This is a genomic window from Halorientalis persicus (assembly GCF_900110215.1).
GTDB lineage: Archaea > Halobacteriota > Halobacteria > Halobacteriales > Haloarculaceae > Halorientalis > Halorientalis persica.
On the sequence record NZ_FOCX01000029.1, the window covers coordinates 14633 to 38648 of the forward strand.

Here is a 24016-nt window from a genome sequence, read left to right on the forward strand (position 1 = left end):
CGGTTCAGTCGTCTGCAGTCGCTGGCGCGTGTTCCGTGACCGAGCCGGGGCGAATGTGTTCGAGACAGGAGAGCCAATCCTGCATGAACTCCCCGCAGTAGTTGAGGAACGCGGCGTTCTCGTAGTCGAAGTCGCCGTCGGCGAGGGCGTCGGCCATCGCGGCGAACACACCGGCGTACGTGTCGGCGTCGTCGCCCACTTCGTCGATGATCTCCCAGACGTGTTCGTTCAGCTCCAGTCCGGGAACCTCGTTGTTCAGGTCCGAAAACGTCGAGCGCGGTGCCTTGTTGTGTTCACAGAGCGGGTTCCCGTTGACGATCCGCTTGTCCAGCACGTCACAGGCCCGCTTGAGGAACAGGCCGCTCCAGATGTCGTCGAACCGGCCAACGTCCCACTCGTTTTCGTCCATCGGCAACTGGTAGAACGCGGGGATGACCTCCCGGCGGAAGGCGAGATTCATGGAACAGACAGTGAGGTAGTTGCCCCGTTCGGCGACGAAGTTGCCCTCGTAGTCGTCGGTCGAGGTCCGAGTCTGAGCCTGGCCCTGGAGGTCGCCGTCCATCAGGATGCGCACCGCGTCGAGGTCGGGAACGTTCGTCCAGAGGCCCTGAGAGGCCACGACGTCGTCGATCTCGACGTCCTCGGTCTCGACCTCCTCGTCCATCGCGCTGTAGGGATACCCACGTGGGTAGAGCCCGTGTTCGTCGACGTTCTGGTAGAGGACGTTCACCCAGCGCTCGTCCGATCCGACCGACTCGATAGTGCCTTCGTAGGCGAGGTTCTCGAAGTGGCTCCCGAAGAAGTCGAAGTCGGGGTGGGGGAGCGTGTCGTCGTCGATGAAAAAGCCGTACTCGAAGTCGTGCGCCCACATATACAGCAGGCCGAAACTCGTCTGAGCGTGGCTGGCTTCCGGGATCAGGTGGTTGTACTCCGGGACCCCCTGCGCTTCGAACCACTCCTCGCGGGCGCTCCCGTCGAAGACGCGGCCGTCGACGCCTTCCTCGTCGAGCATCGCCTGCATCTCGTCGGTGTCACAGAAGTCCTCCGTGACCAGCACCACGTGGAGCCGGTCCAGGTCGAAGTCGTGATCCCGCGCGTTCTCGAAGTACGTCCGCATACACTCGAACTCCCGAATCGTCGGCACGATCACACAAACGTCTCCACTCATTTCTTATCCGTTCTCTTTAGGCCTCCCAAAAATAACTGTCGTGTCTTCCCGGCGAGTGGGAACCGACCACAGGAGATCATTATACACTACCGATTTTGATTAACGCTGTATAAGGGGAACTATTATCTGCCAGTGCATGGGCAAGACTACGTGAAGACAGGGGTGTGGCCACACGAAGTCGCGAGGTCGACAGAGAGGGTTGGACATGGCCACGCCGCAAATAACTAACCATGCTCGAAAATCAGACCTGTGTGGTAACCGGTGCATCACGAGGTATCGGCCGCGGCATCGCAGAGGAGTTGGGCCGTCACGGGGCGAACGTCGTCGTCAACTACCGGACCTCGGAGGCGGCGGCGCACGAGGTCGCGGACCAGATCGAAGCGGATGGCGGGAACGCCGTCCCGTTGCAGGCCGACGTGGCCGACCAGGACGAGGTCGACGCGATGGCCGAGCGGGTGACGGAACTGTACGGACCGGCCGACGTGCTGGTCAACAACGCGGGGATCACCATCGACAAGAAGTTCGAGAACATGACCAAAGACGACTGGGAGACGGTGATGGACGTGAACCTCGGCGGCGTGTTCAACGCGACCAACGCCTTCTTCGAGGATATCAAGGCCGCCGACGAGGGCCGTCTCGTCAACATCTCCTCGGTCGTCGGTCAGCAGGGCAACTACGGCCAGGCCAACTACGCCGCCACGAAGTCCGGCCTCTTCGGGTTCACCCGAACGCTGGCGCTCGAACTCGCATCGACGGGGTCGACCGCCAACTGCGTCGCCCCAGGGTTCGTGGAGACCGATATGCTCGAAGACGTGCCCGAGCGCGTCCAGCAGAAGATCCTCGATCGGATTCCACTCAATCGGTTCGCGACGGTCGACGACGTGGCCGGCATCGTCAGGTTCCTCGCGAGCCGGGACTCCAGTTACATGACCGGCCAGGTCCTGGCCGTCAACGGCGGCATGGAGTGGTAACATGAGCCAGCAAGAGGAAGAGGCGTCCGACCAGGCAGACGAACAGTCACCGGTCGAGGAACTACGCGAACGCCGCCGCGAAGCGGAACTCGGCGGCGGCGAAGCGCGCATCGAGCGCCAGCACGAGAAAGGTAAGATGACCGCCCGCGAGCGGGTCGACTACCTGCTGGACGACGGCACCTTCTGTGAAGTCGACGCGTTCGTCGAACACCGTGCCCAGTCGTTCGGGATGGACGAGAAGACGTTCCCCGGCGACGCGGTCGTCACCGGCTACGGCGAGGTCAACGGCCGGAAACTCTTCGTCTTCGCTCACGACTTCACCGTCCTCGGTGGCTCGGTCGGCGAAGTCGTCGCCGACAAGATTTGCAAGGTGATGGACAAGGCCATCGAGAACGGCGTTCCCGTGGTCGGCCTGAACGACTCCGGCGGCGCGCGCATCCAGGAGGGCGTCGATTCCCTCGTCGGGTTCGCGAAGATCTTCAACCGAAACACCGAGGCCTCTGGCCTCATCCCGCAGATCTCGGCGATCATGGGCCCGTGTGCCGGCGGTGCGACCTACTCGCCCGCGCTGACCGACTTCACGTTCATGGTCGAGGACACGAGCCATATGTTCATCACTGGCCCGGACGTGATCGAGACGGTCACCGGCGAGCAGGTCTCCAAGGAGGAACTCGGCGGCGCCAAGACCCACGCCACCAAGTCCGGCGTCGCCCACTTCGCGGAGCGCTCCGAGGAGGAAGCGCTGGACGACATCCGCAGACTGCTCTCCTATCTCCCCCAGAACAACATGGCGGACCCGCCGCGGGTTCAGCCCTGGGACGATCCGACCCGAACCTGTGACGACCTCGTCGACATCGTACCCGAGGAACCGCGCAAGCCCTACGACATGAACGACGTGATCGGGCGGATCGTCGACGAGGATTCCTTTTTCGAGGTCCACGACGGGTTCGCGCGCAACGTCGTCACCGGCTTCGGCCGCCTCGACGGCCGCGTCGTCGGCGTCGTCGCCAACCAGCCCCGCGTTTCCGCCGGAACCCTCGACATCGACGCCTCCGAGAAGGCCGCCCGGTTCGTCCGCTTCTGTGACTCGTTCAACGTCCCCATCGTCACGCTGGTGGACGTGCCCGGGTTCATGCCCGGCACCGATCAGGAACACAACGGCATCATCCGCCGGGGTGCCAAGCTGATCTACGCCTACGCAGAGGCGACCGTCCCGCTCATGTCGGTCGTCGTCCGGAAGGCCTACGGCGGGGCCTACATCGTCATGTCCTCGAAGTTCCTGGGGAGCGACGTGAACTACGCCTGGCCCGGCGCGGAGATGGCCGTGCTGGGGCCCCGCGGTGCAGTCAACATCCTCTATCGCAAGGAGATCGCCAACGCCGACGACCCCGACGCCAAACGCCAGGCGTTGATGGACGACTTCCGCGAGGAGTTCGCCCATCCCTACGGGCCGGCCAAACGCGGCTATCTCGACGACGTGATCGAGCCACAGAACACGCGCAAGCGCCTGATCGACGACCTGGAACTGCTCGAACGCAAGCGCGAGGACACGCCGCCCAAAGACCACGGCAACATCCCGCTATGAGCCGGGCCGAACACGACATGGATACCGAGGACGAACTCCTCGAAGTCGATCTGGATGCCCTGCTCGCGAGGCTGGAGTTCGAGACGACCGTGCCGACCCAGCGGGAGGCGGCCGCCGTGGCGGCGGCCATCGCGACTCACCGGACAGACCGCGCGGTCGCGGCCGCCGAGGCCGCCGCCGAGAGCGAACCAGAGAGAGTGCCGGAGTGGAAGCTCGCGAGTCGACTTCGATCCACCGGGGAGAATCCACGTCGTCGGCCCCGAAAGATCGAGCGCGGACGCGAATGGCGGGCCGCGGCGCGGTCGCTGTAGGTCGTGGTCGATCTCGCCCCGGATTCCGCGATGTTCGCAGTCACCACGGTCAGTCTGTCCGTCGCCATCTGGATCGGGATCGAACTGTTCCTGTTCGATCAGTTTCGCTGGACGAACGCCCTGTCCGGAGCCGCGTGCGGCATCGCACTCGTCCTCGTAAACCGCTGGATGCACGAAACGACCGACAGATAGCGGCCCGCCAGTGGTTGCACTTCGTCGCTCATCCTGACAGCACTGCGTCTGCCGTCACCACCGTTGCGAACTCACCGTCGAGATGCGCCAGCGCGGACCGGTGAACTCGCTCGGGCGGGATCGCTTCGCCGTCGAACTCGCGGTCGAACGTGGCCGTCGCGTCCGCGACCAGCAAGACCTGGTACCCGCGATTCTCGGCCATCCGGGTCGTGGTCGAGACGCAGTGATCGGTCGTCAAGCCTGCGATGACGAGTTGCTCGACCCCGCGCTCGTCGAGCCAGTCGTCGAGGGCGGTGCCCACGAAGGCACCGTTCACTCGCTTCGTGACGACGTGCTCGTCGTCGAGCGGTGCCAGTTTGGATTCGAACGCGAAGCCCGGTTCGCCGCGTCTGAGCGGCGAGTCCGGTTCCGTCGAGTCGTGGCGGACGTGGGCGACGGGCCGGCCAGTCTCCCGCCACGCGGTGAGCAGATCCGCTGCCCGCTGTTCGGCGTCGGGGTTGTTTCGATCGCCCCACGCGGGGTCGTCGAAGCCCTGCTGGAAGTCCACGAGGACGAGCACCGCGTCGTCGGCGACGGTCGCCGACCGCTTTTCAATCGGCGGCATACCCGTCCGGGAGGGTGTTCGGGGCTTTCGGGTGGTCGCGGGTCACGTTGATCGGGCACTCGTCGGGGGCCTGCTCCGGGTCCGAGGAGAGCATATACTGGGGCCACTCGCGGTCGCCCTCGACGCCGTAGTCGCCGATGTCGGCGTGGGGACAGACGCCGTCGTAGTCCTCGATGCGGTCCTGGATGACCTCACGGGCTCGCTGGCCCGCGTCGGTGTCGTGAGTGATCCCCTCGAACAGCGACCGGGGCTGGAACGTGATCTCCAGGCCGATGGGGCAGTACCGACTCTTGCGCGTGTCGTAGAAGGGCGCACGACAGGTCGGGAACATCGATTCGCCGCCGAAGGAGAACTCCCAGTATGGGTCGTCGGGGTCGGTCGGCACGTCCTCGGGCCACGGTTCCGGGTCGTGGACGTGGAGGAACTGCAGGACGTGCCAGAGGCGTTCGTGGTACTCCTGCTCGGTGAGAGGAACCTCGGGCGGTTTGAAGAAGGTGACCAGCGACGCCTGCTCGGAGTGGTCCCGATAGGTGTCGAGGTACTCGAGCAGTGTGTTCCGAAAGCGCAGGAGTGCGTCCTTGTCGGTCATCGAGGAGCAGAGCGTGTAGAGCGGGTCGCCGTTCTCGACGGACTCGACGCCGAAAAAGCAGGGGAACGGCGAGCCGTTGCGTTCGCCGAGCAGGCCGTCCCTGAAACTCTCCCAGTGGTCGATCCCCCACTCGGGAAGGTCGCCGTCGGCCGCACGGTCCGCGAGCGTCGCCTGATCCAGCAGGACCTCGACTCCCGGTTCGTTCATATCTCCAGTTGGCTCCAGGGAAATTTGAAACTTGAGTTTCGTCCTCACTCCTCGGCCGGCCCGACGGCATCGCCCTCGGCGATGGCTCCGGACTCGACGATGCGGGCTCTGAGCCCGCCGCGGTGGACCAGCGCTTCCTCCACGTCGGGCAGGCCAGTGTGCTGTTCCAGATACGAACAGGGTTCACACAGTTCGACGCCCTCGCAGACGGCGTCGCCCACGTGAAACCGGGCGTCGACAAGGTGGTTCAGCGCGACGCCGCGGGTCGTGACGTTCCGGCGGTGGATCCCCGGTTCGAGGTCGATATCGTAGTCGCGTTCGGCGGCCGCCAGGGCTTCGGCCTCGATGAGCGTGATGGCACGGTCCTCGCCGCCGCCGAAGGTACCTTCGCCCTCGAAGTAGCGGTCGCCGTCTAGTCCCTCGCCGGCGACGGCCCGGACGGTCTCGACGCGTTCGGGCGGCGCCCCGGGTGTCGGTGCGACGTGGATGTACTCGACGGTTCCGTTCATATCGCCCAGTTGTGAACGGGCTTACAAGACACCATCGGGACGCGGCGCTCGCTCGGGAACATCGGTCGAATACCACGCTTTCAGCCAGATTTACAATACCGCCCGTTGCAGTTGCAGGTGATATGGACAGGGAGGTTGCCATCATCGGCGGGTCGATGACGAAGTTCGGCCAGCGAGACGCCTGGATACGCGAGTTGCTCTCCCAGGCCGGCGAAGCGTGTCTGGAAGACGCCGGCGTCGAGCCCGACGACGTGGACCACGTCTACGTGTCGAACATGGCCAGCGGGGAGTTCGAGGGCCAGGGCGGGATCATGAACGCGGTGGCCCACGATCTCGGGCTACTGCCGGCCTACAGCCAGCGCATCGACCAGACCAGTTCAAGCGGTGGCGCGGGGATGTACGCGGCCTGGCAGTCGATCAAATCAGGGGCCAGCGACATGACCCTGCTCGTGGGCGGCGAGAAGATGACCCACAAGGGCACCGGCGACGCGACCGACATCATCGCGTCGATCACACATCCCGCCGAGTACAAACACGGCGTGACGCTCCCCTCCTTCGCGGGGATGACGGCGCGACACTACCTCGAAAAGTTCGACGCGCCCCGGGAGAGTCTCGCGAAGGTCGCCGTCAAGAACCACGAGAACGGCACCCGCAATCCGAAGGCGCAGTTCCAGAAGGAGATCACCGAAAAGAAAGCCCTCGAGAGTCCGATCATCGCCGACCCGCTCCGACTGTACGATTTCTGTCCGATCACCGACGGGAGCGCGGCCCTCATGTTCTGCCCGGTCGAGGTGGCCGAGGAGTACGCCGACGACTACGCTGTGGTCTCGGGCATCGGCGGCGCGACCGACACCCACGTCGTCCACGAACGTGACGACCCGACGACGATGGGCGGCGTCGTCGATTCGGGCGAGGAAGCATACGAGATGGCCGGCATCGGCCCGGACGATATCGACGTGGCCGAACTCCACGATATGTTCACGATCCTCGAATTCCTCCAGATGGAGGGGCTGGACTTCGCCGAGACGGGCGAGGCCTGGAAACACGTCGAGGAAGGCCGAACGGCCATCGACGGCGACCGCCCGATCAACACCTCCGGCGGGCTCAAATCGAAGGGCCATCCGCTGGGGGCCAGCGGTGTCGCACAGGGGTACGAGATCTACGAGCAACTGGTCGGTGAAGCCGGCGAGCGCCAGGTCGACGCCGAGACGGGGCTGGCCTGCAACGTCGGTGGCTTCGGGAACTGCGTCATCACCACGATCATGGAGGCACGATAATGTCGATGGACGCCATCCGCTGTCCGAACGGTCACGTGAAGTACCCCACGCACCCGCGCTGTCCGGAGTGTGGCGAGGAACCGGTCGAGACGATCGACCTGAGCGACCGCACGGGCGAGGTCGTCACCTGGACGGAGAGCACCGCGACGCCGCCGGGCGTCCGCGAGCCGAACGTCCTGGCGTTCGTCGAGTTCGAGGTCGACGGCACGCCGGTCCGCGCGCTGGGGCAGATCGCCGACAACGCCGACGTGGAGACCGGCGACGAGGTGGAACCGGTGTACGCCGACGAACTCCGCGAACCGGGTGTCGGGCTCAAGCCTGCCGACGCGGATCAGGAGTGGGACGGGTACCGATTCCGGCTGTCCCAGTGAGGGCGTCCGTCCGAACTGCGAACTCGCGTCGAAACGAGGGGCGGTTCAGATGGGGGATCGGTTCGCACGCGGCTGTCGTGGCTGGTTCCAGGGCCGAGACTGGCCGGGAACCAGCCCGCTCTCGGCTTCGAGCATCGAGATGCCGTCGAGGACTGTTCTGATTCCGGTCTCGGAACTGTGGGGATAGAGTGCGATCAGGTCGTCCTCGTCGTACAACGCCAGACAGACGACGGGGAGGACAGCCGTTCTGTAGTGGCTGTCGGTGAAGCTGTTGTGACAGTCGTGGCGCTCGAAGGCGGGCGCGAGTGCGACGCCGTGGGCGTCGGCCCAGGCCTCGAACTCCCGGCAGAGCGCGAACTCACGACGGGCCTGGGTATCCCCGACCGTCACGCGGTGGGGCCAGCGCTGGACGGACAGGTCGGCGATGACGCCCGCAGCGGCCAGCGCCTGGAGGCGACCCAGTATCCGGGACTGTTCGGTCGTGGCCGCTATCGGGACCGAATCGCGAAGGAACAGCTCCGCTCGTGTGATACGAGTCATGGTTGCAGTGTGGACGCCGGCAGTGGGCTTAGCTGTTTGGGAATCTGTCACACACCGATACGTACCGGGAACGGCGGGGCGTCCGGAAGGGGCTCAGTCCGACACTTCCGCGAGATTGAGCTGTTCGGTCGCGTCGGATTCGAGCGGGTCGGTGACTCGGCCCGGGGCGGCTTCGATAGCGTGGAGACAGTCGAGGACGGAGCGGGAGCCGTCGTTGGTCGAGTGGGGATACACGGCGTCGAGGTCTCCATCGCGGTAGACGGCGAGACAGAGCGCAGGCAGAACCAGCCACTCCCCTCGCTCCCCGGACTCCATGGAGTAACAGGAGCGGGTATCGAAGAACGGTTCGAGCGACACGCCGGTCTCGTCCGCCCAGTCCTGAAAACGATCGTACGCCGAAAGCTCGTCGCGACCGCTCGACAGCGGCACTTTCTTGTCCCAGGTCCGAATCGCCACGTCGTCGACGTGACCGCCGTCGGCGAGTTGCTCGAGCCGTCCCGCCACCGCGTCCCGTCGCCGTGAGGCGACCTCGGGTAGCGAAGACCGAGCGTACAGTTCGACCCGTGTCCCAGCGGGACTCCCGTTACCGATCATTCCTACTATCGAATCACGGTATGAAATAAATAAAACCTGCTATGTTAGGCTTTGTTGATACTGTTACCCACAGTACGGCGGGGGTGACAGCGGCCGGGTGCAGCGAGCGTGGTGCCGTCAGTTCGACCCGGATTCGTCCGACCCGTCGTCGCTGTCACCGTCGTCGAGGTCGTCCTTGATCGACTGGAGTTCGGCGTCGACGTCGACCGGCACTGAGGCGCTGGTCGCCGGGTCCGACTCGCGGTCTGTGGATTCGGTTTCGGCGGCGAGGCGGTCGTCGATCTCGTCACGGAGCGACCGCGCTTCCGCGAGGACACGCGCTGCCTCGTCGTCGGTGGGGCGTCCCTCGACGGCGTCCTGCACGTCGGCTAGGACGTCGTCCAGCTTCCGGACGGTGGTCCGGCTGAGCTGGACGGCCCGGTCGCGGACGGCCGTGTCGCGCTCGTCGGTCACACTGCGATCGGGGTCGGCGAGCCGGATCGCCCGCTGGAGCAGTCGGAGCGCGCGGACGTTCGTCTCTAGAATCAGGATCGCCCCCGGAATCGCCACCTCGTCTGTGAATCGGAGCAGTTCTCGCGGCGAGGGTGGGCGGAGTCGTCGTCGCCGACCCGGTTCGAGTTCGCGCTGGAGGTCCCGAAGCGAGCGTGCGAGGTCCGCCGCCAGCCGCGCGAGGTCCTCGTCGCTGGCCGAATCGCTCATACTCCCCGTACGGCGCGTCGGGTCTTAAGCGCGGGCCATCACTGCCGACGGGTCGCCACGTCGTCACGGCCGATCGGTGCATTTCGAGCGCCGTAATCCGTGCAAATATTATACCATTGGGCGCGTAAATTACTGTCAATGAGCGCGAAATCCGCGGCGGCGAAGGTACCCGGTGCGCTGTCGGGGCTCAAACGCCGTGGGGGTGGAATCCTCGTCGTTGGTGGAACCGACGGACAGCGACGGCTCTGTGGCCGGTTACTGGGGTCCTCCGAGCGGGAGCGAGTCGTCGTCGAGGCGACGGATTGCAGTCTGACGGCGGACTGTCCACACGAGGCGGCGGTGGTGCAGGGACGGCCGGCCCAGCCCACAGCCTGCCGGGCCGGCGCAGTCCTGCAGTCGTCGTCGCTGGCCGACCGGGTGACCGAGGCCATCGACGTACACGGTCAGGGTCTAGCACCGGCGGAGTTGCGTGTCTGTCTCGGCCCGGTCGCGCCGGACACGCTCCAGTCCAGGTCGGTGTTTCTCGACGCCGTCCTCGAGGAGCTCGCCCGGACGAACGCGCTCGGTCACGTCCACGTCTCCGAGCCCTACGAGAGCGATCTCGTCCGCCGGCTGGAACCCCGCTTCGACGCCATCGTGGAAGTCCAAGACGAGCCGCGACACCGACAGCGCTGGCACTTCCCCGACCACGGGGTCACTACCGACTGGATCGATTTAGGCTAACCAAAACCCTTTTAGATTTAGGCCCGCCTAAGGTCAGTCAATGAGTCACGCGCCGGACACCGTCGACGACGCCGAGGCGACGGCCGACCCGGAAGACGATGCACCACTGATCAAGAGCCACAGGGCGACCGACGAACGCACTGTGTTCACCGAGGACGGGAACACCGACGGCTGGATCGCGACGGATCTTACCGTCGAGTGCGAAGAATAAAACTGGATTTTCGCCGCACGACTCGACGCGTTTCTCGGGCCGACCGGTTCTACTCGGCGCTCGTGTCGACCACGAGGGTGTCGTCTTCGAGGTAGTGGTCGAGGTGGTGAGCGTCGTCTTCGGTCTCGACGAGGATCTCACGCAGGATCTCGGCGGTAGCGTGATCGCCGAGTTCGGTCGCGAGTTCGATGTGCTCCCGGAGGTTCTCGATAATGTCGCCGTAGATCTCCAGGTCGTTTTTCAGTGAGGTGCGGATCGGGTACACGTCGCCGTCCTCGTGGGAGACGCCGGCCCGCTCCGAGAGGTTTGGCATACTCGCGACGGGCGTCCCGCCGATGGCCTGGAGACGCTCGGCGATCTCGTCGGCCGCGGCCTCGACGTTCTCGGCGGCCTCACCGAGGAAGATGTGGAGGTCGCGGAACTCCGCCCCCTCGACGTTCCAGTGGTGTTTGCGAAGCTGATGGTACAGAACGTACGCGTCCGCGAGGTCGTCGTTGAGCGCCTCGACGATCTGTTCCGCTTTCTCCTGGTCGAGCTGTAGCGCGTTCTCCTCGACTTCACCGAACTCTTTCCGGACAGTTTTCTCAGTGCTCATCTCGTGTAGAGAGTGGTTCCGCGGTATCATAAACTTTGGGTTCGCAAAACTATTTTTCGTAACCCAAAAGCCAATTTTGGCGAGCCGAAACCCGGGGACACTCAGGAGCGGCTCAGGACCATCGCTCGTTCGTCCTCGCCGATACTGGCGCCCGTTTCCCGTCGACACTGTTCCTCGTGGGCGTCCAGTACGGCGTGGAGGTCCGCCTCGGCGATGTCGAGCGCGTCGGCGAACTCGTCCCAGACGTGCGCGCGGAGGCGCAAGAAGTAGGTGTCGTCCGTTCGCTGGAGGACTGGCTGTTCGTGGAACTGCGAGCGCCACTCGTAGACGATGTTCTCGACACCCGGATTGTCCCGGATCTGTTGCTGGTGACGAGCCAGCAGGTCCCGGAGCGCCGCCTCGTCGAGGTCGTGGCGGCCGGCGACCGTAGCGAGCAGGTCGTCGTCGAAGGGGTCGAGCGAATCCCCGGTCATCGTTTCAACGAGGAACGGCAGGGGCAAAAACACCGTCGCCGAGGGGCGGGTCCGATAGGTTCATTCCCACGGGACCGAACCGAGTGGTATGTGCGCTTGTTTCGCTCGCGACTCCTGGCGGTACGCGGCACCCCCCGCGGTCGTGGGGCTCTTTCTGTTGCCGTTCTCGCTGGTCGGCGCGGCCGTCGCCTTCCTCGCTGGCGGCGCGGCCCTCGGGTTCCACCGCGACCCGGATCGCAGCCCGCCGGGGGACGGCCTCCTCGCACCAGCGGACGGGACAGTCTCGGTCGTCCGCGAGGCGGACGGCCGTCTCCGACTCGGCGTGTTCATGAACCTGACCGACGTGCACGTCAACCGCGCCCCCCTGGCCGGAACCGTCGAAGACGTGACTCACTCCCCCGGCAAGCACTGGCCGGCGTTCACGAAAGAATCCGACCGTAACGAGAAGGTCCATATCGAATTCGAGGAGTACACCGTCGTCCTGATCGCGGGGGCAGTCGCGCGGCGAATCCACCCCTACGTGGAACCGGGCGACTCCGTCGAACGCGGACAGCGGATCGGGCACATCTCCTTCTCCAGTCGCGTGGACGTGATCATGCCCGAAGGCGTCGAACGCGAGGACCTCCGAGTCGAGAAAGGCGAGACAGTCAGGGCCGGCGAGACACAACTGGTGGCGGAGTAGCCGGTTTCCCGAACTATATCCGTCGGGGTGGTCAACCTCGACACGATGGGCGAGCTAGCTACGATGTTCGCGCCCGACCGGGTAGCGGTCGTGGGCGCGACCGAAAGCGAAGGATCAGTCGGCCGCGCCATCACGTCGAACCTCGCCGCCGACTTCGACGGTGAGGTGGTCCCCGTCAATCCCAACGCCGACACCGTCCTCGGTCTCCAGTGCTACGAGGACATCGGCGCGGTGCCGGGGACCGTCGACGTGGCAGTGGTCGTGGTGCCGGCATCCATCGCCGTGGACGTGGTCGAGAGTTGTGGCGAGACCGGCGTCGAGAACGTGGTCGTCATCACGGCCGGATTCAGCGAGGCCGGGAGTGACGGGGCGAGTCGCGAGCGCCGCCTCCGAGAGGTCGCCGACGAGTACGACCTCAACGTCGTCGGACCCAACAGTTTGGGAATCATGAGTACCGAGGTCGGGATGAACGCGACGTTCGGCCCGGAGAACGCCCAGCCCGGTCCGATCTCGTTCATGAGTCAGTCCGGCGCGTTCGTCACGGCAGTGCTGGACTGGGCCAACGACCGCGACGTGGGGTTCAAAGACATCGTCTCCCTGGGCAACAAGGCGGTGCTGGACGAACGCCACTTCGTCGCCGAGTGGGGCGACGATCCGGGGACTGACGTGATCCTGGCCTACCTGGAGGGCATCGAGAACGGCGGGCAGTTCATCCAGACCGCCCGCGAGGTCACCCAGGACACGCCGATCCTGATGGTCAAATCGGGCCGCACTGAGGCCGGGGCCTCGGCCGCAGCGTCACACACGGGAACGATGGCCGGCAGCGAACGCGCCTACGAGGCCGGCCTGGAACAGGCCGGCGTCCTCCGGGTCGAGACGGTCCAGGAGCTGTTCGACTACGCCGGCATCCTCTCGGGGCAACCCCTCCCCGAGGCCGACGGTGTCGCCATCGTCACCAACGCCGGCGGCCCGGGCGTCATGACGACCGACGCTATCGGAGACTCCGACCTCGATTTGGCCTCGTTCTCGAACGAGACCATCGACAGCCTCACGGAAGCCCTGCCCGCGGGCGCGAACGTCTACAACCCCATCGACGTGATCGGGGACGCGGACGTGGAGCGGTTCCGGGAAGCCATCGAAATTACGCTGGCGGACCCGAACGTCGGCGCGGCCATCGTGATGGCCTGCCCGACGGCCACGCTGACGTTCGACGAACTGGCCGAAGCGACCGTCGAGTTACAGGCCGAGTACGAGACGCCCGTGGCGGCGTCGCTGATGGGCGGGGACTCGACGCGGGCGGCCCAGTCGATCCTCTCGGAGGCCGGGATTCCGACGTACTTCGACCCGGCACGGGCGGTCCGGAGTCTCGACGCGCTCAGGGAGTTCCGCGAGATTCAGGCCCGCGAGTACGCCGAACCCGTCGAGTTCGACGTGGATCACGAACGCGCCCGCGAGGTGCTCGAATCCGCCAAGCGCCGGGACACCAACAGCCTCGGCGTCGAGGCGATGGATCTGCTCGACGCCTACGGCATCCCGACACCCGAAGGCGAGATCGTCGACGGGGAGACGGAGGCCCGCGAGGCCGCCGAGCGGATCGACGACGGGGACGGCGTCGTGATGAAGATCGTCAGCCCGGACATCCTCCACAAGTCCGACATCGGCGGCGTCGAGGTCGGCGTCCCGGCCGAGGAGGTGGCCGACACCTACGAGGATCTGGTCACCCGGGCGCGCAACTACCAGTCCGACGCGACCATTCTGGGCGTCCAGATTCAGGAGATGCTGGATTTAGACGCCGCGACCGAGACCATCGTGGGCATGAACCGCGACCCGCAGTTCGGCCCGCTGGTGCTGTTCGGGCTGGGCGGTATCTTCGTGGAAGTGCTGGAAGACACCACGGTGAAGGTCGCGCCGGTCAGCGAACCCGAGGCGGCGTCGATGGTCGACGAGATCGAGTCCGCGCCGCTGTTGCGGGGGGCACGAGGTCGGGACCCGGTCGACGAGGCCGGCGTCGTCGAGACCATCCAGCGCCTCTCACAGCTGGTGACGGACTTCCCCGCGATACTGGAACTGGACATCAACCCGCTCGTCGCGACGCCCGACGGCGTCTCGGCGGTCGACGTGCGACTCACTATCGATCAGGAGCAACTATGAACCCGCTACTCGTCAGTTCGACCGAGGCAAGTACAGGCAAGACGGCTGTCGCGCTCGCGCTGGCCCGCCACGCCGCCGACGGAGGCAAGTCGGTCGGCTACATGAAACCGAAGGGCACCCGCCTGCAAAGCGCCGTCGGGAAGACGCTCGACCAGGATCCGATGCTGGCCCGCGAGATTCTCGATCTGGACGAACAGATGCACGAGATGGAGCCCATCGTCTACTCGCCGACCTTCGTCCAGGAAGTCGTCCGCGGCCGCGAGGACCTCGACGCCCTCCACGAGAGCGTCACGGACAATTACGAGCGGATCGCCGAAGACAAAGACGCCGTCGTGATCGAGGGGGCCGGCGAGTACCGGACCGGCGGCATCATCGATCTGACCGATCCGGACCTGGCGGACCTGCTCGACGCTCGCGTCCTGTTGCTCGCGGACTACGACGAACCCTCGGATCTCGACGACGTGCTGGCGGCGGCCGACGCCTTCGGCGAGCGACTCGGTGGCGTCCTGTTCAACGGCGTCTCGGACGACGAGTTCGACGAACTCACAGAGGACGCGATCCCGTTCCTGACGGAACGCGACGTGACGGTCTTCGGCGCGATCCCACAGGTACAGGAACTCTCCGGTGTCACTGTCGCCGAACTCGCTGAAGAGCTAGGCGCAGACGTACTCACCAGCGATGCCCCGGCAGACGCGTACGTGGAACGGTTCCTCGTCGGCGCGATGGGCCGGGACGCCGCGCTCTCGGGGTTCCGCCGGGCACGCGAGGCGGCGGTCATCACCGGCGGCGACCGATCGGACATCCAGACCGCCGCGCTCGGCGCACCCGGCGTCAAGTGCCTCCTGCTCACCGGGGGGCATCGTCCGAGCGGCGCGGTCGTCGGTCGCGCCGAGGAAGCGGAAAAACCCATCCTGCTCGTGCAGGGTGACACCCGGACGACTATCGATCGCGCCGAGTCGATCATCCGGAGCGGCCGAACTCGCGACCCCGAGACCGTCGAGCGAATGGGCCGCCTGCTGGCTGACGCCGTCGATCTGGACGCGCTGTTGGCCCTCGGCGACTGACACGCAGCTTTCGAGCATTTATCTCCGAAATATAAAGACTGTAGGTTTATACAGATTCGCGCCTAACCGATGTCTGGAGCCAGTTGGCTCCGTAGTGTCACACGCCGGGGGCACACGCCCCCTGGTTTCCCTGTACGATCGACCGACGAGCGACAGCGCCGTCACTCCCTCGGGAACACCGAGCGCGACAGGTGGTTGGCGACACCAGCCACCGCATCACTGGGTTCCGTCAGCGAGAGCGGCGGCACCGTCTCGATGGACACACCGGTCATCCCGGCTATCACGTCCGGATTGGTCCGTTCCGCGGTCGTCTCGCCCGCGTACTCGTTGAGAACGACGCCAGCGACCGGAACGCCCCGTGCCCGAAGGGTCTCGACGGTCAGCGCCGTGTGATTGAGCGTTCCGAGTCCCGAACGAGCGACGACGAGCGCGGGCACGTCGAGATCGGCCACGAGATCGACGACCTCCCGGCCGCCCGCCAGCGGGACACGAAGACCACCGATCCCCTCGACCACGCCGACCGCGGCGTCGGCGAGGGCGTCGCGACACTCCGACAGGATGGACTCGTAGGAGAGATCTACGTCGGCCTGTTCGGCGGCGACGGCGGGCGCGAGTGCTGGCTCCAGCCGTCGGAGGCAGGTCGCGGCCGCGTCGTCGCCACAGGCCTCGGCGACGAAGCCGGCGTCGTCGTCCGGCGGAAAGCCGGTCTGGCAGGGTTTCACCGCGCGGGCGTCGACGCCGGATTCGCGGAGCCAGCCGACCAGGCCCGCGGTGACGACGGTCTTGCCGACCCCGGTGTCCGTGCCGACGACGGCAAAGTCGGTGATGTCGTCGAATTCGTCGCTCATACCAGCCCCAGCTCCCGACCGGCCTCGCGAAACGCCGCGAGACAGCGGTCGATTTCGTCCTCGGTGTGGGTCGCCATCGGCGCGACGCGGATGCGACTCGTCCCCTCCGGGACCGTCGGCGGCCGGATGCCGGGGGCGACGATGTCGTGACTCCGAAGGCGGTCGTCCAGCGCCATCGCGTCGTCGCGGTCGCCGACCACGACCGGGCAGATCTGCGTCTCGCCCCAGACCTCGTACCCGGCGTCCTCCAGACCGTCCCGGAGACGGGCCACGTTCTCCCAGAGCCGTTCGCGGTGGGCGTCGTCTTCCCGAGCGATCCGGAGAGCTTCGCGGGCCGCGCCCGCCGCGGGCGGCGCGAGCCCCGTCGAGAAGACGAACGACCGCGCGGCGTTCAGCAGGTGGTCGATCAGCGCCTCGCTCCCCGCGACGTAGCCGCCCTGGCTCCCCAGCGCTTTCGAGAGCGTACCCATCTGGACGTGGACGCGATCCGAGAGTCCCGCACGCTGGACGATGCCCCCGCCGCCCCCGTAGAGCCCGGTCGCGTGCGCTTCGTCGACCATCAGCCACGCGCCGAAGGACTCGACCACGTCACAGATCGGTTCGAGGGGGGCCACGTCACCGTCCATGCTGAACACCGAATCCGTGAGGACGAGCCAGGACTCGCCGGCGTCGCCCGTAGCCGCCGGACCGTTCGCCGCCCGTTCGGCCATCTTCGCCCGCAAGTCCGACGGATCGCAGTGGTCGTACACCACCGTCTCCGCGCGGGCCTGCCGACAGCCGTCGACGATACTCGCGTGGTTGAGTGCGTCCGAGAACACCACGTCGGGAGAGAGCGCCGAGATTACGCCGACGTTGGTAGCGTATCCCGACGAGAATACCAGCGCGCGCTCGGCGTTCTTGGCGTCGGCCAGGTCCCGCTCCAGCGCGCGGTGGGCCGGCGTGTCGCCGGTCACGAGCCGGCTCGCGCCCGCGCCGGTTCCGACCTCGCGTGCGGTCTCGGCCGCCGCTCGCTGGACGCGCTCGTCGCCGGCCAGCCCGAGGTAGTCGTTCGCGGCGAAGAGCAGTTGCTCGGGGCCGTCGAAGACCGGCTCGTCGGCACCCGGATCGTCAGCGATTGGGCTACGCCCCCTCACCGCCGCGATGGGCGTGAGCTCCCGCCGGAGGCCGCGCTGATCGCGCTCGGCGAGCCGGCCGGCGGGGTCGAATCCACGGTCGCCGGTTCCGCGCCGCTCCTCGCGCTCGTCGAGTGAGGCGTCGCTGGCCATCAGAACCCGGGCATCAGGTCGGCAGGGCCGAACACGCCGTACTCGCCGGCGCGGTTACGACGGACGCCGGCCTTCAGGTAGCCCAGCGCCGGGCCGTTGACGTTAGCCGCCATGCTGGTCGCGTCGTCCAGCTCGAAGCTGTTCGTCCCGGTCTCGCCGTCGAAGGTGGTCCCCGTGACCCGCACCGTGGTCGTCGTCGGTTTCTCGTCGCTGGTCACGTCGAGAATCCCACCGACGGTCACGTCTTCGGCGTCACAGATGCCGGCCCGCTCCAGCAGCACGTCGTCGGCGTGTTCCATGTCCTCGAACTCGATGACGCCGTCGTACTCGTCGATGACGGCTTCGATCTCCGCGTCGCTCATCTCGCGGGCGTCGTCGATGTCGTACTCGGGGAGGTGGGCGATGTCCTCGCGAACGGTGCCGCGGTTGTCCTCGTAGCCGGACTTCAGGCCGACACCCCACCAGATCTCGACCTCGTGGACCTCGACGAACGACTGTGCGGCGATGGCTGCCGCGCCGGTGAGGAACCCGGGCGTCGCGCCCGCGCCGCAGACGAACGTGATGCCTTCCGCCTCGAACTCGTCGGTCCGATCGTCGAGCATATCGATGACCCGCGAACGCTTCAACACGTCCACGAGGACACCCTCGTAGCCCGCCTCGGCGAAGCGATCGGCAACTCGGGGAATGAAGTCGTGCTCGAAGTTCGGGAGCGCGATGAGGACGGCGTCGATGTCGTCGCTCGCTTCGATGACCTCCTCGATGGGTTCCTCCGTCGGGTCGGCCTGGACCGAGGCCGCGACGCCTGCGTTCTCGCCGGTCTGTTTGACGCCGCTGGAGTCCGTTCCTGAGCCACTCGCTGCCGCAGTGCCACCATCGCTCGCGATGTTGCCTTCCGTCGCCGCGAGCAGTTCGTCCACGTCGAGTCCGTCGTGATCGACGGCGGCCCCGTTGCGGTCACACGCCGCAACGGGGGTGAGGTGTTCCTTGTCCGTCGAGACTTCCAGTGTCCGTCGGCCGATGCCACCGCAACCCAGTACCGCGAAGTTGACTTCGTCCATGTGTCGTAGCTGTGTTCTGAAAACCGCGAGTCACTAGTCGTCCAGTTCCGCGTTACTCGTCGCCGTCCCGGCGGCCGTCTCCACGTCGTCGGCCTCCGCCGGATCCTCGCCGGTGCGGGCCTTGACGGCCGCCTTGTCGAACTCGTTTGCCTCCATGTTGGGCTCCATCCCGGCTTCCTCCATGACCTCGATGTCGTCGCCGGGCGACTGCCCACCGGTCGTGAGGTAATCGCCGGTCAGGATCCCGTCGGCACCCGCCTCGAAGGGCAGGTGCTGTTCGTCCGTGTCGAGATTGACTTCCCGCCCGCCCGTCAGACGGACCCGAGCCTCCGGGTGGAGCAGGCGGTAGACCGCGATGGTCTTGATGATCTCCGGCGTCGTGATGTCGGCCGAATCACCCAGTTCGTCCCCGAGTGCCGTCCCCGCGACGGGATTGAGGATGTTGACGGGCAGTGAGGACACGCCGATGTCCTGGAGCGCGATGGCCGCGTCGACCCGGTCGGTCGGCGACTCGCCCATCCCGAGAATGACGCCGGCACAGAGGTCCATGCCCACGTCCTTGGCGAGTTCGAGCGTCTCCACCCGGTCCTCGAAGGAGTGGGTGTCGACGATCTCCGGGAAGAAGTTGGGCGAGGTCTCGATGTTGTGATTGTAGTGATTGATCCCCTCGTCGGCGAGGATTTCGGCTTCCTCGCGCGTGAGGATGCCGAGGCTGGCGTCGACCTCCACGTCGGTCTCGTCCCGGACCAGCCGGATCGCACGCAGGACCTCCTGCCACTCCTCGGGCCGTTGCTTCTTGGAGACGCCTTTCTCGGCGACGACGATGCCGAACCGCTGGGCACCGTCGCGCTCAGCGCGTTTGGCCGCCTCCAGAATCTCCTCGGGGTCGAGGAACCCGTACGTCTCGATGCCGGTGTCGAAGTGGACCGACTGCGCACAGAAGCCACAGTCCTCGGCGCAGTTGCCCGCCTTCGCGTTCACGATGGAACAGGCGTCGACCGTGTCGTCACCCAGCTGTGAGCGCACGTAGTCGGCCCCGGCCGCGAGTTCCTCGACCGGCTGTGCCATCAGGGCGAGTCCGTCGCGGCGGTCGAGTCGCTCACCCGCCAGCACCCGCTCGACGGCGTCGTCTATCGTCCGGTTGCCGGTCTCGTAAACCACGGCTACCTAGGCAGTTGACGAAGGTATAAATCTAGGGGTGACGATCGCGACACCGAGCCCTGTACCACTGCGAAAGAGCAGTTGTGGTGGAACAGAAGGAGGGTTACGGGATGAACCGGTCAGCGGAAACGGCTTCGCTGGCCAGCGGCGCGACCTGTCCCAGCACCACGTCGAAGTTCAGCCGGTCGATGGGGTAGAACTCCCGGAAGCAGTACTGGTCGACCGAGCCCACGGACTGGGAGAAGTCCCGCTCTATCCGGACCGTTCCCTGGCCGTCGATCGCGGTGAAGTCGTCGGCTTCGATCTCGCGCCCGTAGTCGTAACTCGCCGACGATCCGTAGTTGGTGTGCAGGTTCACGTACTGGGTCGGCTTCTTCGAATCCATCGTCACCTCTGTGGCGATAGTCTGAAGCATCAGGCCGTCGTCCGTCTCGTTCGTCGAAACCGCCTGTACCGACATCGACACGTCCGGGTGTGGCACTTTCAGTAGGTACGACTCATCTGCTCGTGTCGTCGTCACGTCGACCTGATAGAGAGGCCGCGAGAGATAGTGTGGCAGGAGGTTGTCGTACGGGACGACGACGTTGTTGTCGCCGTCGACGCGGTACCCATCGGCCGAGTCGACCAGATCGAACGGGAGGCGGACGTCCTTGATGTCGCCGTCCAGTCCGGCGTCGAACTCGATACCCTCGTCGGTCTCGGTACCCTCGATTATCTCTCGACCGTACACGGGATCGAACGGCTTCGATGGTGGATAGTAGTCCGATTCGTAGGCAGCCCGCACGTCCTCGATAGTCGCGTCCGGCCCGACGCCGACGTGTAGTCTGCGATGGGTTCTCCAGACATCCCCGCCGTGGAACGACGAGTATGTCTCGTAGGTGTACCGCTGAAGACAGGCACCCAGTCCGAGTTCGTTCGTGACGCCGTGGATCGGAATCCGATCGTCGTCTTTCTCGGTCCGCTCGGTGACTTCGACCAGTCGATCCAGCCCCTCCCACGGACGCACAGTACGAGTTTCGGTCTCGGAGGATACGTCGGTCGACGATCCGTCTGGGGTCGGCTCGTCTGTCGGCGTCTCCTCCTGGGTCGATTCGCTACAGCCAGCCAACAGGCCCGCACCACTCGCCAAGGTTGCGAGGACCTCCCGCCGTCGACTCATATATCTTTGCAATCATGTCTATCTGATATAAGTTAGCCATTCGTTTCGGGTAGGGGCAGCCGCAATACTGGACACACAGGTCGATCGTGGAGACTCCCTATCCATGAGAGAGACGTTCTATCAGTTATCAATCATCTCAGGAAATAGCTCACCGTGAGCCGTCGGCTGCAATGGGCCGAACCGGTCTGCGATTCCTGCTCGAGTTACGAACTGCTGTTGTCGATACCGGAGATCTGTGGTCTCAAACAGTTCGTCCGTTGCCGCCGTCCACGTCCAGCAGGGCGGCCGTGGAGAGGCCGCCGAACTTCGCGAGGCCGTTGACGAGGTGTAACGTCACGAGCGTCGCAAACACGCCGACGACGGCCAGACCAGCGGCTTCGGGGAGGGTGTCGGCCACCCACACCGGGTCGCCACTGGTGAGGATGCCGACCGTGATTCCGTCGGCGGCGGACCCGACCTGCAGAGGCACGTCGGTGAGAACTGCCACTGGCGCGGCCAGCAGGGCGAGCGAGATCGTCGCCGCGGTGGTGAGCACGACGAAGGCCATCATTCCAAACAGGAACTTGACACCGACCAGGAGCAGCGCTGTCCAGGTCGTCGGTGCAGTCACGACGGTGCGTGACCAGGCCAGAAGGGACTCCAGGTCCGTCCCGCCACGGTCGTCGGTCCGCCGCAGTGGTTCGGGTGCCGGGACGTCCATCCCGAGCAGATAGCGGGCGAGCGATGCCTCGAAGCCGGCGATGATCGTCACTCCGTACAGCGTCACCAGCAGGATAGGAAGACCGACCAGCGTGACCAGCAGGCCGACACCAGTGGTGATACCGACGGTGACGGCGACGAAGTACGCGAGGCCGAGCGGAAAGGCCAGCAGGAGGTACGCGAGGCTTCGGTACGTCTGTCCCCGGAACGGGACACCGAAAAAGCCCCGGAGGCTGTCCGTGATGGATCGTTCAGGTGAGCGGGTCTCCGTCATCGTTGCAATTCGTCCTTGGATTGTCGGCTCCGTATAGCGGAGCCCAGCGTCGCCGAGTCGGGGACACGCCCCCAAGATATAAGTATCAGTTCCGGAACGTTCGGTAGATCGCGACGAGTCCCAGCGTGTGAGCGAGCAGGATCGCGACGAGCGCCTGTGCGTCCGACAGTCCAAACAGCGGCCCGAACAGTCTCGTGACCGAGAACAGACTGATGACTCCGGACGTACGGTCGCATACACCTTTCCTCTCGCTCCGGTCGGTCCGATCCGCTCTCACCGCCCCACTGCGCCTGCAGACGTACAAGAACTTCGCGTACCTCTGGTTCGCGTTCCCGCTGGGTATCGTCTACTTCACCGCGCTCGTGACGGCGTTCTCGCTCAGCATCGGTCTCCTCGTCCTCGTCGTCGGCATCCCGCTCGTGCTTGTGAGCTTCCTGACGGCGCTGGCCCTCGGTCGGTTCGAGCGAGCGCTGACTGGTTGGCTCCTGGACGTGACGCTCCCGGAGCCGTCCTACGAGTATCTCTTCGGGGGGTCACCGATCGATCGTGCACGCGAGCTAGTGACCGACCGGACGACGTGGACGACGCCTGCATACCTGCTCAGCAAGTTCTTCTTCGGGTGTTTCGTCTTCGTCGTCATCGGAATCTCGTCGTCGATCGCCGGGTCCTTTCTCGCCACGCCGCTGTACTACGACGAACCCGGTGTGTTCGTCGGTGTCCGACTCACGGAGCCGATCCGACTGACGCCGTCGCTAACCGTGCCGTGGGACGAACTGGCTGTCGGCGTCGAGACCGCCCTCCGCCTCACGTCGTGGCAGATCGAGACGCTGTCCGGGGCACTGGCGGTATCGGTTGCGGGTCTCCTCGTCGCCGTACTCGTACTCAACCTCTCGAACGGCATCGCCCGTCTCTGGGCGAGGTACACCCGCTATATGCTCGGAGCCAGGAGCACGACCGACTCGGCGACACGGTAGGGGCGCGACGATTGCAGTCGACGAGACGGGGCTCTCGCCCTGCTTGCAGGGACGGAGACGACGTCTAGCTATACTGCTCGATCAGATCGACGAGCGTTCCCTTGTCCTGAACGCCGACGACCTGCTCGACGGCCTCGCCGTCGGCGAACAGGACGAGCGTCGGCACGCCCTGCACGTTGAACTGCTGGGCCAGCGGCTGGTGCTGGTCGACGTCGACCTTCGCGACGGTCGCGGCCGTCTCGGCGGCGATAGCCTCGACGGTCGGTTCGAGCATCTTGCAGGGGCCACACCAGTCCGCGTAGAAATCCACGAGGACGACGCCCTCGCCGGTGAGGTCGGCGAAGTGATCGGCGTCCTCGACGTGGATCGGTTCGTCCGCTGTCGAACCGCCAGATAGCTCCGACTGCAGTTGCTCTTTCTTTTGTTCTCGGATCGACTCGATATCGTCCGAATCACTGGCGTCGCTCATACCAGTACGTACGGCACCGTCCCGTATAACATCGTTGGCTGTGCACGCTGTAGACACGACCAGCAGTCGCTCTCGGACCGATACTCCGGCCTCGTCGGATCGGCCCCACGCCGTCCAGTGTCAGTCGGTGGCGTCGACCGCCACGTCGCCGTTGGCGTCGACCGTCACGTCGTGGTCCTCGACGGAGAACGTGATATCATCGACCGCTTCGTCGTCGAACACGGCAGCCAGATCGTCGAGATCGACGTAGGCGTCTAGATCGTCGAAATCGTCGGCGTCGCCGTCGACTGTTTCAGCGACCGCCTCCAGCACGACTCGACTCGCTGGTTGCGGACTGACCCAGGCTTCATCGTCATCGGAATCACCCTCCTCGTCCGGCCGCAGGATGTAGACCTCACCGTCGTTTGCTCCCATATAGCCCTCTATATCTTATTACCTTATATAAACCCATCAGCAATTTCAGGCTCTGAATACGCTCTCGGCCGGGTTCGGGTCGTGCGGGTCGTGTTTAGTTAATCGAATTGTGCCACCTCGCATGAGCGAGTAACCAATTTTCGGCTGTCTTCGGTTCGACGTGACTGAAGCAGTTCGAA

Annotated in this window: 29 protein-coding genes and 1 pseudogene; 12 read left to right on the plus strand and 18 right to left on the minus strand. The window is 65.5% G+C overall.

Features of this window, described 5'->3' with window-relative positions:
- Positions 1-4: 4 nt before the first annotated feature.
- Positions 5-1168, minus strand: a complete 1164-nt coding sequence (locus BMX17_RS20400; protein ID WP_092663581.1) for an alpha-1 4-glucan-protein synthase — start codon at positions 1166-1168, stop codon at positions 5-7.
- Positions 1169-1398: 230 nt separating this feature from the next.
- On the opposite strand from BMX17_RS20400, the gene BMX17_RS20405 reads away from it, so the two are divergent.
- From BMX17_RS20405 to BMX17_RS20420, 4 genes are read left to right on the plus strand one after another with little or no spacing between them, the layout of a single operon-like run.
- Positions 1399-2139 (plus strand): beta-ketoacyl-ACP reductase, encoded by a 741-nt coding sequence (locus tag BMX17_RS20405; protein ID WP_092663583.1) that lies wholly within the window; start codon positions 1399-1401, stop codon positions 2137-2139.
- Between the two features lies 1 nt (position 2140).
- Positions 2141-3724: an acyl-CoA carboxylase subunit beta gene (locus tag BMX17_RS20410; RefSeq protein ID WP_092663585.1), complete on the plus strand. Its 1584-nt coding sequence runs from the start codon at positions 2141-2143 to the stop codon at positions 3722-3724.
- The gene (locus tag BMX17_RS20415; protein WP_244515071.1) at positions 3721-4035 is read left to right on the plus strand and encodes a DUF8022 family protein; all 315 of its coding nucleotides are present in this window, start codon (positions 3721-3723) and stop codon (positions 4033-4035) included. The genes BMX17_RS20410 and BMX17_RS20415 overlap by 4 nt, the downstream gene beginning before the upstream one ends.
- A gap of 3 nt (positions 4036-4038) precedes the next feature.
- Entirely contained in the window at positions 4039-4227 is a 189-nt protein-coding gene (locus BMX17_RS20420; RefSeq protein ID WP_092663587.1) for a hypothetical protein, read from the plus strand.
- 28 nt (positions 4228-4255) lie between these two features.
- Here BMX17_RS20420 and BMX17_RS20425 read toward each other — a convergent pair whose 3' ends face one another.
- From BMX17_RS20425 to BMX17_RS20435, 3 genes are read right to left on the minus strand one after another with little or no spacing between them, the layout of a single operon-like run.
- Entirely contained in the window at positions 4256-4831 is a 576-nt protein-coding gene (locus tag BMX17_RS20425; RefSeq protein ID WP_092663588.1) for a cysteine hydrolase family protein, read from the minus strand.
- Entirely contained in the window at positions 4818-5627 is an 810-nt protein-coding gene (locus BMX17_RS20430; protein ID WP_092663590.1) for a YqcI/YcgG family protein, read from the minus strand. The genes BMX17_RS20425 and BMX17_RS20430 overlap by 14 nt, the downstream gene beginning before the upstream one ends.
- Positions 5628-5671: 44 nt before the next feature.
- The gene (locus tag BMX17_RS20435) at positions 5672-6136 is read right to left on the minus strand and encodes an MOSC domain-containing protein (RefSeq protein ID WP_092663592.1); all 465 of its coding nucleotides are present in this window, start codon (positions 6134-6136) and stop codon (positions 5672-5674) included.
- A gap of 122 nt (positions 6137-6258) precedes the next feature.
- Between BMX17_RS20435 and BMX17_RS20440 the strand changes: the two genes are divergently transcribed.
- Together BMX17_RS20440 and BMX17_RS20445 are read left to right on the plus strand one after the other, a co-directional pair.
- Positions 6259-7413 carry a thiolase family protein gene (locus tag BMX17_RS20440; protein WP_092663594.1) on the plus strand — a complete coding sequence of 385 codons (1155 nt, stop codon included), beginning with the start codon at positions 6259-6261 and terminating at the stop codon, positions 7411-7413.
- On the plus strand, positions 7413-7784 hold the full coding sequence (locus BMX17_RS20445) for a Zn-ribbon domain-containing OB-fold protein (RefSeq protein WP_092663596.1): 372 nt from the start codon (positions 7413-7415) through the stop codon (positions 7782-7784). The genes BMX17_RS20440 and BMX17_RS20445 overlap by 1 nt, the downstream gene beginning before the upstream one ends.
- Positions 7785-7829: 45 nt before the next feature.
- Here the strand turns inward: BMX17_RS20445 and BMX17_RS20450 are convergent, their stop codons facing one another.
- From BMX17_RS20450 to BMX17_RS20460, 3 genes are all read right to left on the minus strand, one after another.
- Positions 7830-8324, minus strand: a complete 495-nt coding sequence (locus BMX17_RS20450) for an HTH domain-containing protein (RefSeq protein WP_092663598.1) — start codon at positions 8322-8324, stop codon at positions 7830-7832.
- Between the two features lie 93 nt (positions 8325-8417).
- The gene (locus BMX17_RS20455) at positions 8418-8918 is read right to left on the minus strand and encodes an HTH domain-containing protein (RefSeq protein WP_092663600.1); all 501 of its coding nucleotides are present in this window, start codon (positions 8916-8918) and stop codon (positions 8418-8420) included.
- 117 nt (positions 8919-9035) lie between these two features.
- On the minus strand, positions 9036-9617 hold the full coding sequence (locus tag BMX17_RS20460; RefSeq protein ID WP_092663602.1) for a DUF7547 family protein: 582 nt from the start codon (positions 9615-9617) through the stop codon (positions 9036-9038).
- 138 nt (positions 9618-9755) lie between these two features.
- Here BMX17_RS20460 and BMX17_RS20465 point away from each other — a divergent pair, with 138 nt between their 5' ends.
- Complete coding sequence (locus BMX17_RS20465) at positions 9756-10340, plus strand: DUF7504 family protein (protein ID WP_092663604.1); 585 nt, start codon at positions 9756-9758, stop codon at positions 10338-10340.
- Between the two features lie 40 nt (positions 10341-10380).
- Positions 10381-10551: a DUF7331 family protein gene (locus tag BMX17_RS26400; RefSeq protein ID WP_170845499.1), complete on the plus strand. Its 171-nt coding sequence runs from the start codon at positions 10381-10383 to the stop codon at positions 10549-10551.
- A 49-nt stretch (positions 10552-10600) separates the two neighbouring features.
- Here the strand turns inward: BMX17_RS26400 and dpsA are convergent, their stop codons facing one another.
- Positions 10601-11146: a DNA starvation/stationary phase protection protein DpsA gene (gene dpsA, locus BMX17_RS20470; RefSeq protein ID WP_092663606.1), complete on the minus strand. Its 546-nt coding sequence runs from the start codon at positions 11144-11146 to the stop codon at positions 10601-10603.
- A gap of 101 nt (positions 11147-11247) precedes the next feature.
- Positions 11248-11619: a DUF8048 family protein gene (locus BMX17_RS20475; protein WP_092663608.1), complete on the minus strand. Its 372-nt coding sequence runs from the start codon at positions 11617-11619 to the stop codon at positions 11248-11250.
- A gap of 88 nt (positions 11620-11707) precedes the next feature.
- Here BMX17_RS20475 and BMX17_RS20480 point away from each other — a divergent pair, with 88 nt between their 5' ends.
- From BMX17_RS20480 to BMX17_RS20490, 3 genes are read left to right on the plus strand one after another with little or no spacing between them, the layout of a single operon-like run.
- Positions 11708-12301: a protein sorting system archaetidylserine decarboxylase gene (locus BMX17_RS20480; protein WP_092663610.1), complete on the plus strand. Its 594-nt coding sequence runs from the start codon at positions 11708-11710 to the stop codon at positions 12299-12301.
- Positions 12302-12346: 45 nt separating this feature from the next.
- Positions 12347-14452: an acetate--CoA ligase alpha subunit gene (gene acs, locus BMX17_RS20485; RefSeq protein WP_092663634.1), complete on the plus strand. Its 2106-nt coding sequence runs from the start codon at positions 12347-12349 to the stop codon at positions 14450-14452.
- Positions 14449-15516, plus strand: coding sequence for a phosphotransacetylase family protein (locus BMX17_RS20490; RefSeq protein WP_092663612.1), 1068 nt, complete (start codon positions 14449-14451; stop codon positions 15514-15516). The genes acs and BMX17_RS20490 overlap by 4 nt, the downstream gene beginning before the upstream one ends.
- A 161-nt stretch (positions 15517-15677) precedes the next feature.
- Here BMX17_RS20490 and bioD read toward each other — a convergent pair whose 3' ends face one another.
- The 6 genes from bioD to BMX17_RS20520 form a co-directional block, all read right to left on the minus strand.
- Positions 15678-16364: a dethiobiotin synthase gene (gene bioD / locus BMX17_RS20495; RefSeq protein ID WP_092663614.1), complete on the minus strand. Its 687-nt coding sequence runs from the start codon at positions 16362-16364 to the stop codon at positions 15678-15680.
- Positions 16361-17629 carry an aminotransferase class I/II-fold pyridoxal phosphate-dependent enzyme gene (locus tag BMX17_RS20500; RefSeq protein WP_092663616.1) on the minus strand — a complete coding sequence of 423 codons (1269 nt, stop codon included), beginning with the start codon at positions 17627-17629 and terminating at the stop codon, positions 16361-16363. The genes bioD and BMX17_RS20500 overlap by 4 nt, the downstream gene beginning before the upstream one ends.
- Positions 17629-18687 (minus strand): (S)-8-amino-7-oxononanoate synthase BioU, encoded by a 1059-nt coding sequence (locus tag BMX17_RS20505; RefSeq protein ID WP_092663618.1) that lies wholly within the window; start codon positions 18685-18687, stop codon positions 17629-17631. Before BMX17_RS20505 ends, BMX17_RS20500 begins: the two co-directional genes overlap by 1 nt.
- A 33-nt stretch (positions 18688-18720) precedes the next feature.
- On the minus strand, positions 18721-19848 hold the full coding sequence (gene bioB, locus BMX17_RS20510) for a biotin synthase BioB (protein WP_092663620.1): 1128 nt from the start codon (positions 19846-19848) through the stop codon (positions 18721-18723).
- Between the two features lie 103 nt (positions 19849-19951).
- Positions 19952-21007 (minus strand): hypothetical protein, encoded by a 1056-nt coding sequence (locus tag BMX17_RS20515; protein WP_092663622.1) that lies wholly within the window; start codon positions 21005-21007, stop codon positions 19952-19954.
- Positions 21008-21248: 241 nt separating this feature from the next.
- A complete protein-coding gene (locus tag BMX17_RS20520; RefSeq protein ID WP_092663624.1) occupies positions 21249-21980 on the minus strand; it encodes a sensor domain-containing protein in 732 nt (243 codons plus the stop codon).
- 212 nt (positions 21981-22192) lie between these two features.
- Between BMX17_RS20520 and BMX17_RS20525 the strand changes: the two genes are divergently transcribed.
- A complete protein-coding gene (locus BMX17_RS20525) occupies positions 22193-22954 on the plus strand; it encodes a sensor domain-containing protein (protein ID WP_139203623.1) in 762 nt (253 codons plus the stop codon).
- 64 nt (positions 22955-23018) lie between these two features.
- Here the strand turns inward: BMX17_RS20525 and trxA are convergent, their stop codons facing one another.
- The 3 genes and pseudogenes from trxA to BMX17_RS25390 form a co-directional block, all read right to left on the minus strand.
- Positions 23019-23423 carry a thioredoxin gene (gene trxA / locus BMX17_RS20530; protein WP_092663628.1) on the minus strand — a complete coding sequence of 135 codons (405 nt, stop codon included), beginning with the start codon at positions 23421-23423 and terminating at the stop codon, positions 23019-23021.
- A 120-nt stretch (positions 23424-23543) separates the two neighbouring features.
- Positions 23544-23837, minus strand: coding sequence for a HalOD1 output domain-containing protein (locus BMX17_RS20535; RefSeq protein ID WP_092663630.1), 294 nt, complete (start codon positions 23835-23837; stop codon positions 23544-23546).
- Between the two features lie 94 nt (positions 23838-23931).
- Positions 23932-24016: pseudogene (locus tag BMX17_RS25390) on the minus strand (IS6 family transposase); the annotation flags it as partial.

Bases quoted from the DNA above. Each gene is read 5' to 3' on its own strand.
- BMX17_RS20400 (WP_092663581.1), bottom strand. From the start codon at position 1,168: ATGAGTGGAGACGTTTGTGTGATCGTGCCGACGATTCGGGAGTTCGAG.
- BMX17_RS20405 (WP_092663583.1), top strand. From the start codon at position 1,399: ATGCTCGAAAATCAGACCTGTGTGGTAACCGGTGCATCACGAGGTATC.
- BMX17_RS20410 (WP_092663585.1), top strand. From the start codon at position 2,141: ATGAGCCAGCAAGAGGAAGAGGCGTCCGACCAGGCAGACGAACAGTCA.
- BMX17_RS20415 (WP_244515071.1), top strand. From the start codon at position 3,721: ATGAGCCGGGCCGAACACGACATGGATACCGAGGACGAACTCCTCGAA.
- BMX17_RS20425 (WP_092663588.1), bottom strand. From the start codon at position 4,831: ATGCCGCCGATTGAAAAGCGGTCGGCGACCGTCGCCGACGACGCGGTG.
- BMX17_RS20430 (WP_092663590.1), bottom strand. From the start codon at position 5,627: ATGAACGAACCGGGAGTCGAGGTCCTGCTGGATCAGGCGACGCTCGCG.
- BMX17_RS20435 (WP_092663592.1), bottom strand. From the start codon at position 6,136: ATGAACGGAACCGTCGAGTACATCCACGTCGCACCGACACCCGGGGCG.
- BMX17_RS20440 (WP_092663594.1), top strand. From the start codon at position 6,259: ATGGACAGGGAGGTTGCCATCATCGGCGGGTCGATGACGAAGTTCGGC.
- BMX17_RS20445 (WP_092663596.1), top strand. From the start codon at position 7,413: ATGTCGATGGACGCCATCCGCTGTCCGAACGGTCACGTGAAGTACCCC.
- BMX17_RS20450 (WP_092663598.1), bottom strand. From the start codon at position 8,324: ATGACTCGTATCACACGAGCGGAGCTGTTCCTTCGCGATTCGGTCCCG.
- BMX17_RS20455 (WP_092663600.1), bottom strand. From the start codon at position 8,918: ATGATCGGTAACGGGAGTCCCGCTGGGACACGGGTCGAACTGTACGCT.
- BMX17_RS20460 (WP_092663602.1), bottom strand. From the start codon at position 9,617: ATGAGCGATTCGGCCAGCGACGAGGACCTCGCGCGGCTGGCGGCGGAC.
- BMX17_RS20465 (WP_092663604.1), top strand. From the start codon at position 9,756: ATGAGCGCGAAATCCGCGGCGGCGAAGGTACCCGGTGCGCTGTCGGGG.
- BMX17_RS26400 (WP_170845499.1), top strand. From the start codon at position 10,381: ATGAGTCACGCGCCGGACACCGTCGACGACGCCGAGGCGACGGCCGAC.
- dpsA (WP_092663606.1), bottom strand. From the start codon at position 11,146: ATGAGCACTGAGAAAACTGTCCGGAAAGAGTTCGGTGAAGTCGAGGAG.
- BMX17_RS20475 (WP_092663608.1), bottom strand. From the start codon at position 11,619: ATGACCGGGGATTCGCTCGACCCCTTCGACGACGACCTGCTCGCTACG.
- BMX17_RS20480 (WP_092663610.1), top strand. From the start codon at position 11,708: ATGTGCGCTTGTTTCGCTCGCGACTCCTGGCGGTACGCGGCACCCCCC.
- acs (WP_092663634.1), top strand. From the start codon at position 12,347: ATGGGCGAGCTAGCTACGATGTTCGCGCCCGACCGGGTAGCGGTCGTG.
- BMX17_RS20490 (WP_092663612.1), top strand. From the start codon at position 14,449: ATGAACCCGCTACTCGTCAGTTCGACCGAGGCAAGTACAGGCAAGACG.
- bioD (WP_092663614.1), bottom strand. From the start codon at position 16,364: ATGAGCGACGAATTCGACGACATCACCGACTTTGCCGTCGTCGGCACG.
- BMX17_RS20500 (WP_092663616.1), bottom strand. From the start codon at position 17,629: ATGGCCAGCGACGCCTCACTCGACGAGCGCGAGGAGCGGCGCGGAACC.
- BMX17_RS20505 (WP_092663618.1), bottom strand. From the start codon at position 18,687: ATGGACGAAGTCAACTTCGCGGTACTGGGTTGCGGTGGCATCGGCCGA.
- BMX17_RS20515 (WP_092663622.1), bottom strand. From the start codon at position 21,007: ATGAGTCGACGGCGGGAGGTCCTCGCAACCTTGGCGAGTGGTGCGGGC.
- BMX17_RS20520 (WP_092663624.1), bottom strand. From the start codon at position 21,980: ATGACGGAGACCCGCTCACCTGAACGATCCATCACGGACAGCCTCCGG.
- BMX17_RS20525 (WP_139203623.1), top strand. From the start codon at position 22,193: ATGACTCCGGACGTACGGTCGCATACACCTTTCCTCTCGCTCCGGTCG.
- trxA (WP_092663628.1), bottom strand. From the start codon at position 23,423: ATGAGCGACGCCAGTGATTCGGACGATATCGAGTCGATCCGAGAACAA.
- BMX17_RS20535 (WP_092663630.1), bottom strand. From the start codon at position 23,837: ATGGGAGCAAACGACGGTGAGGTCTACATCCTGCGGCCGGACGAGGAG.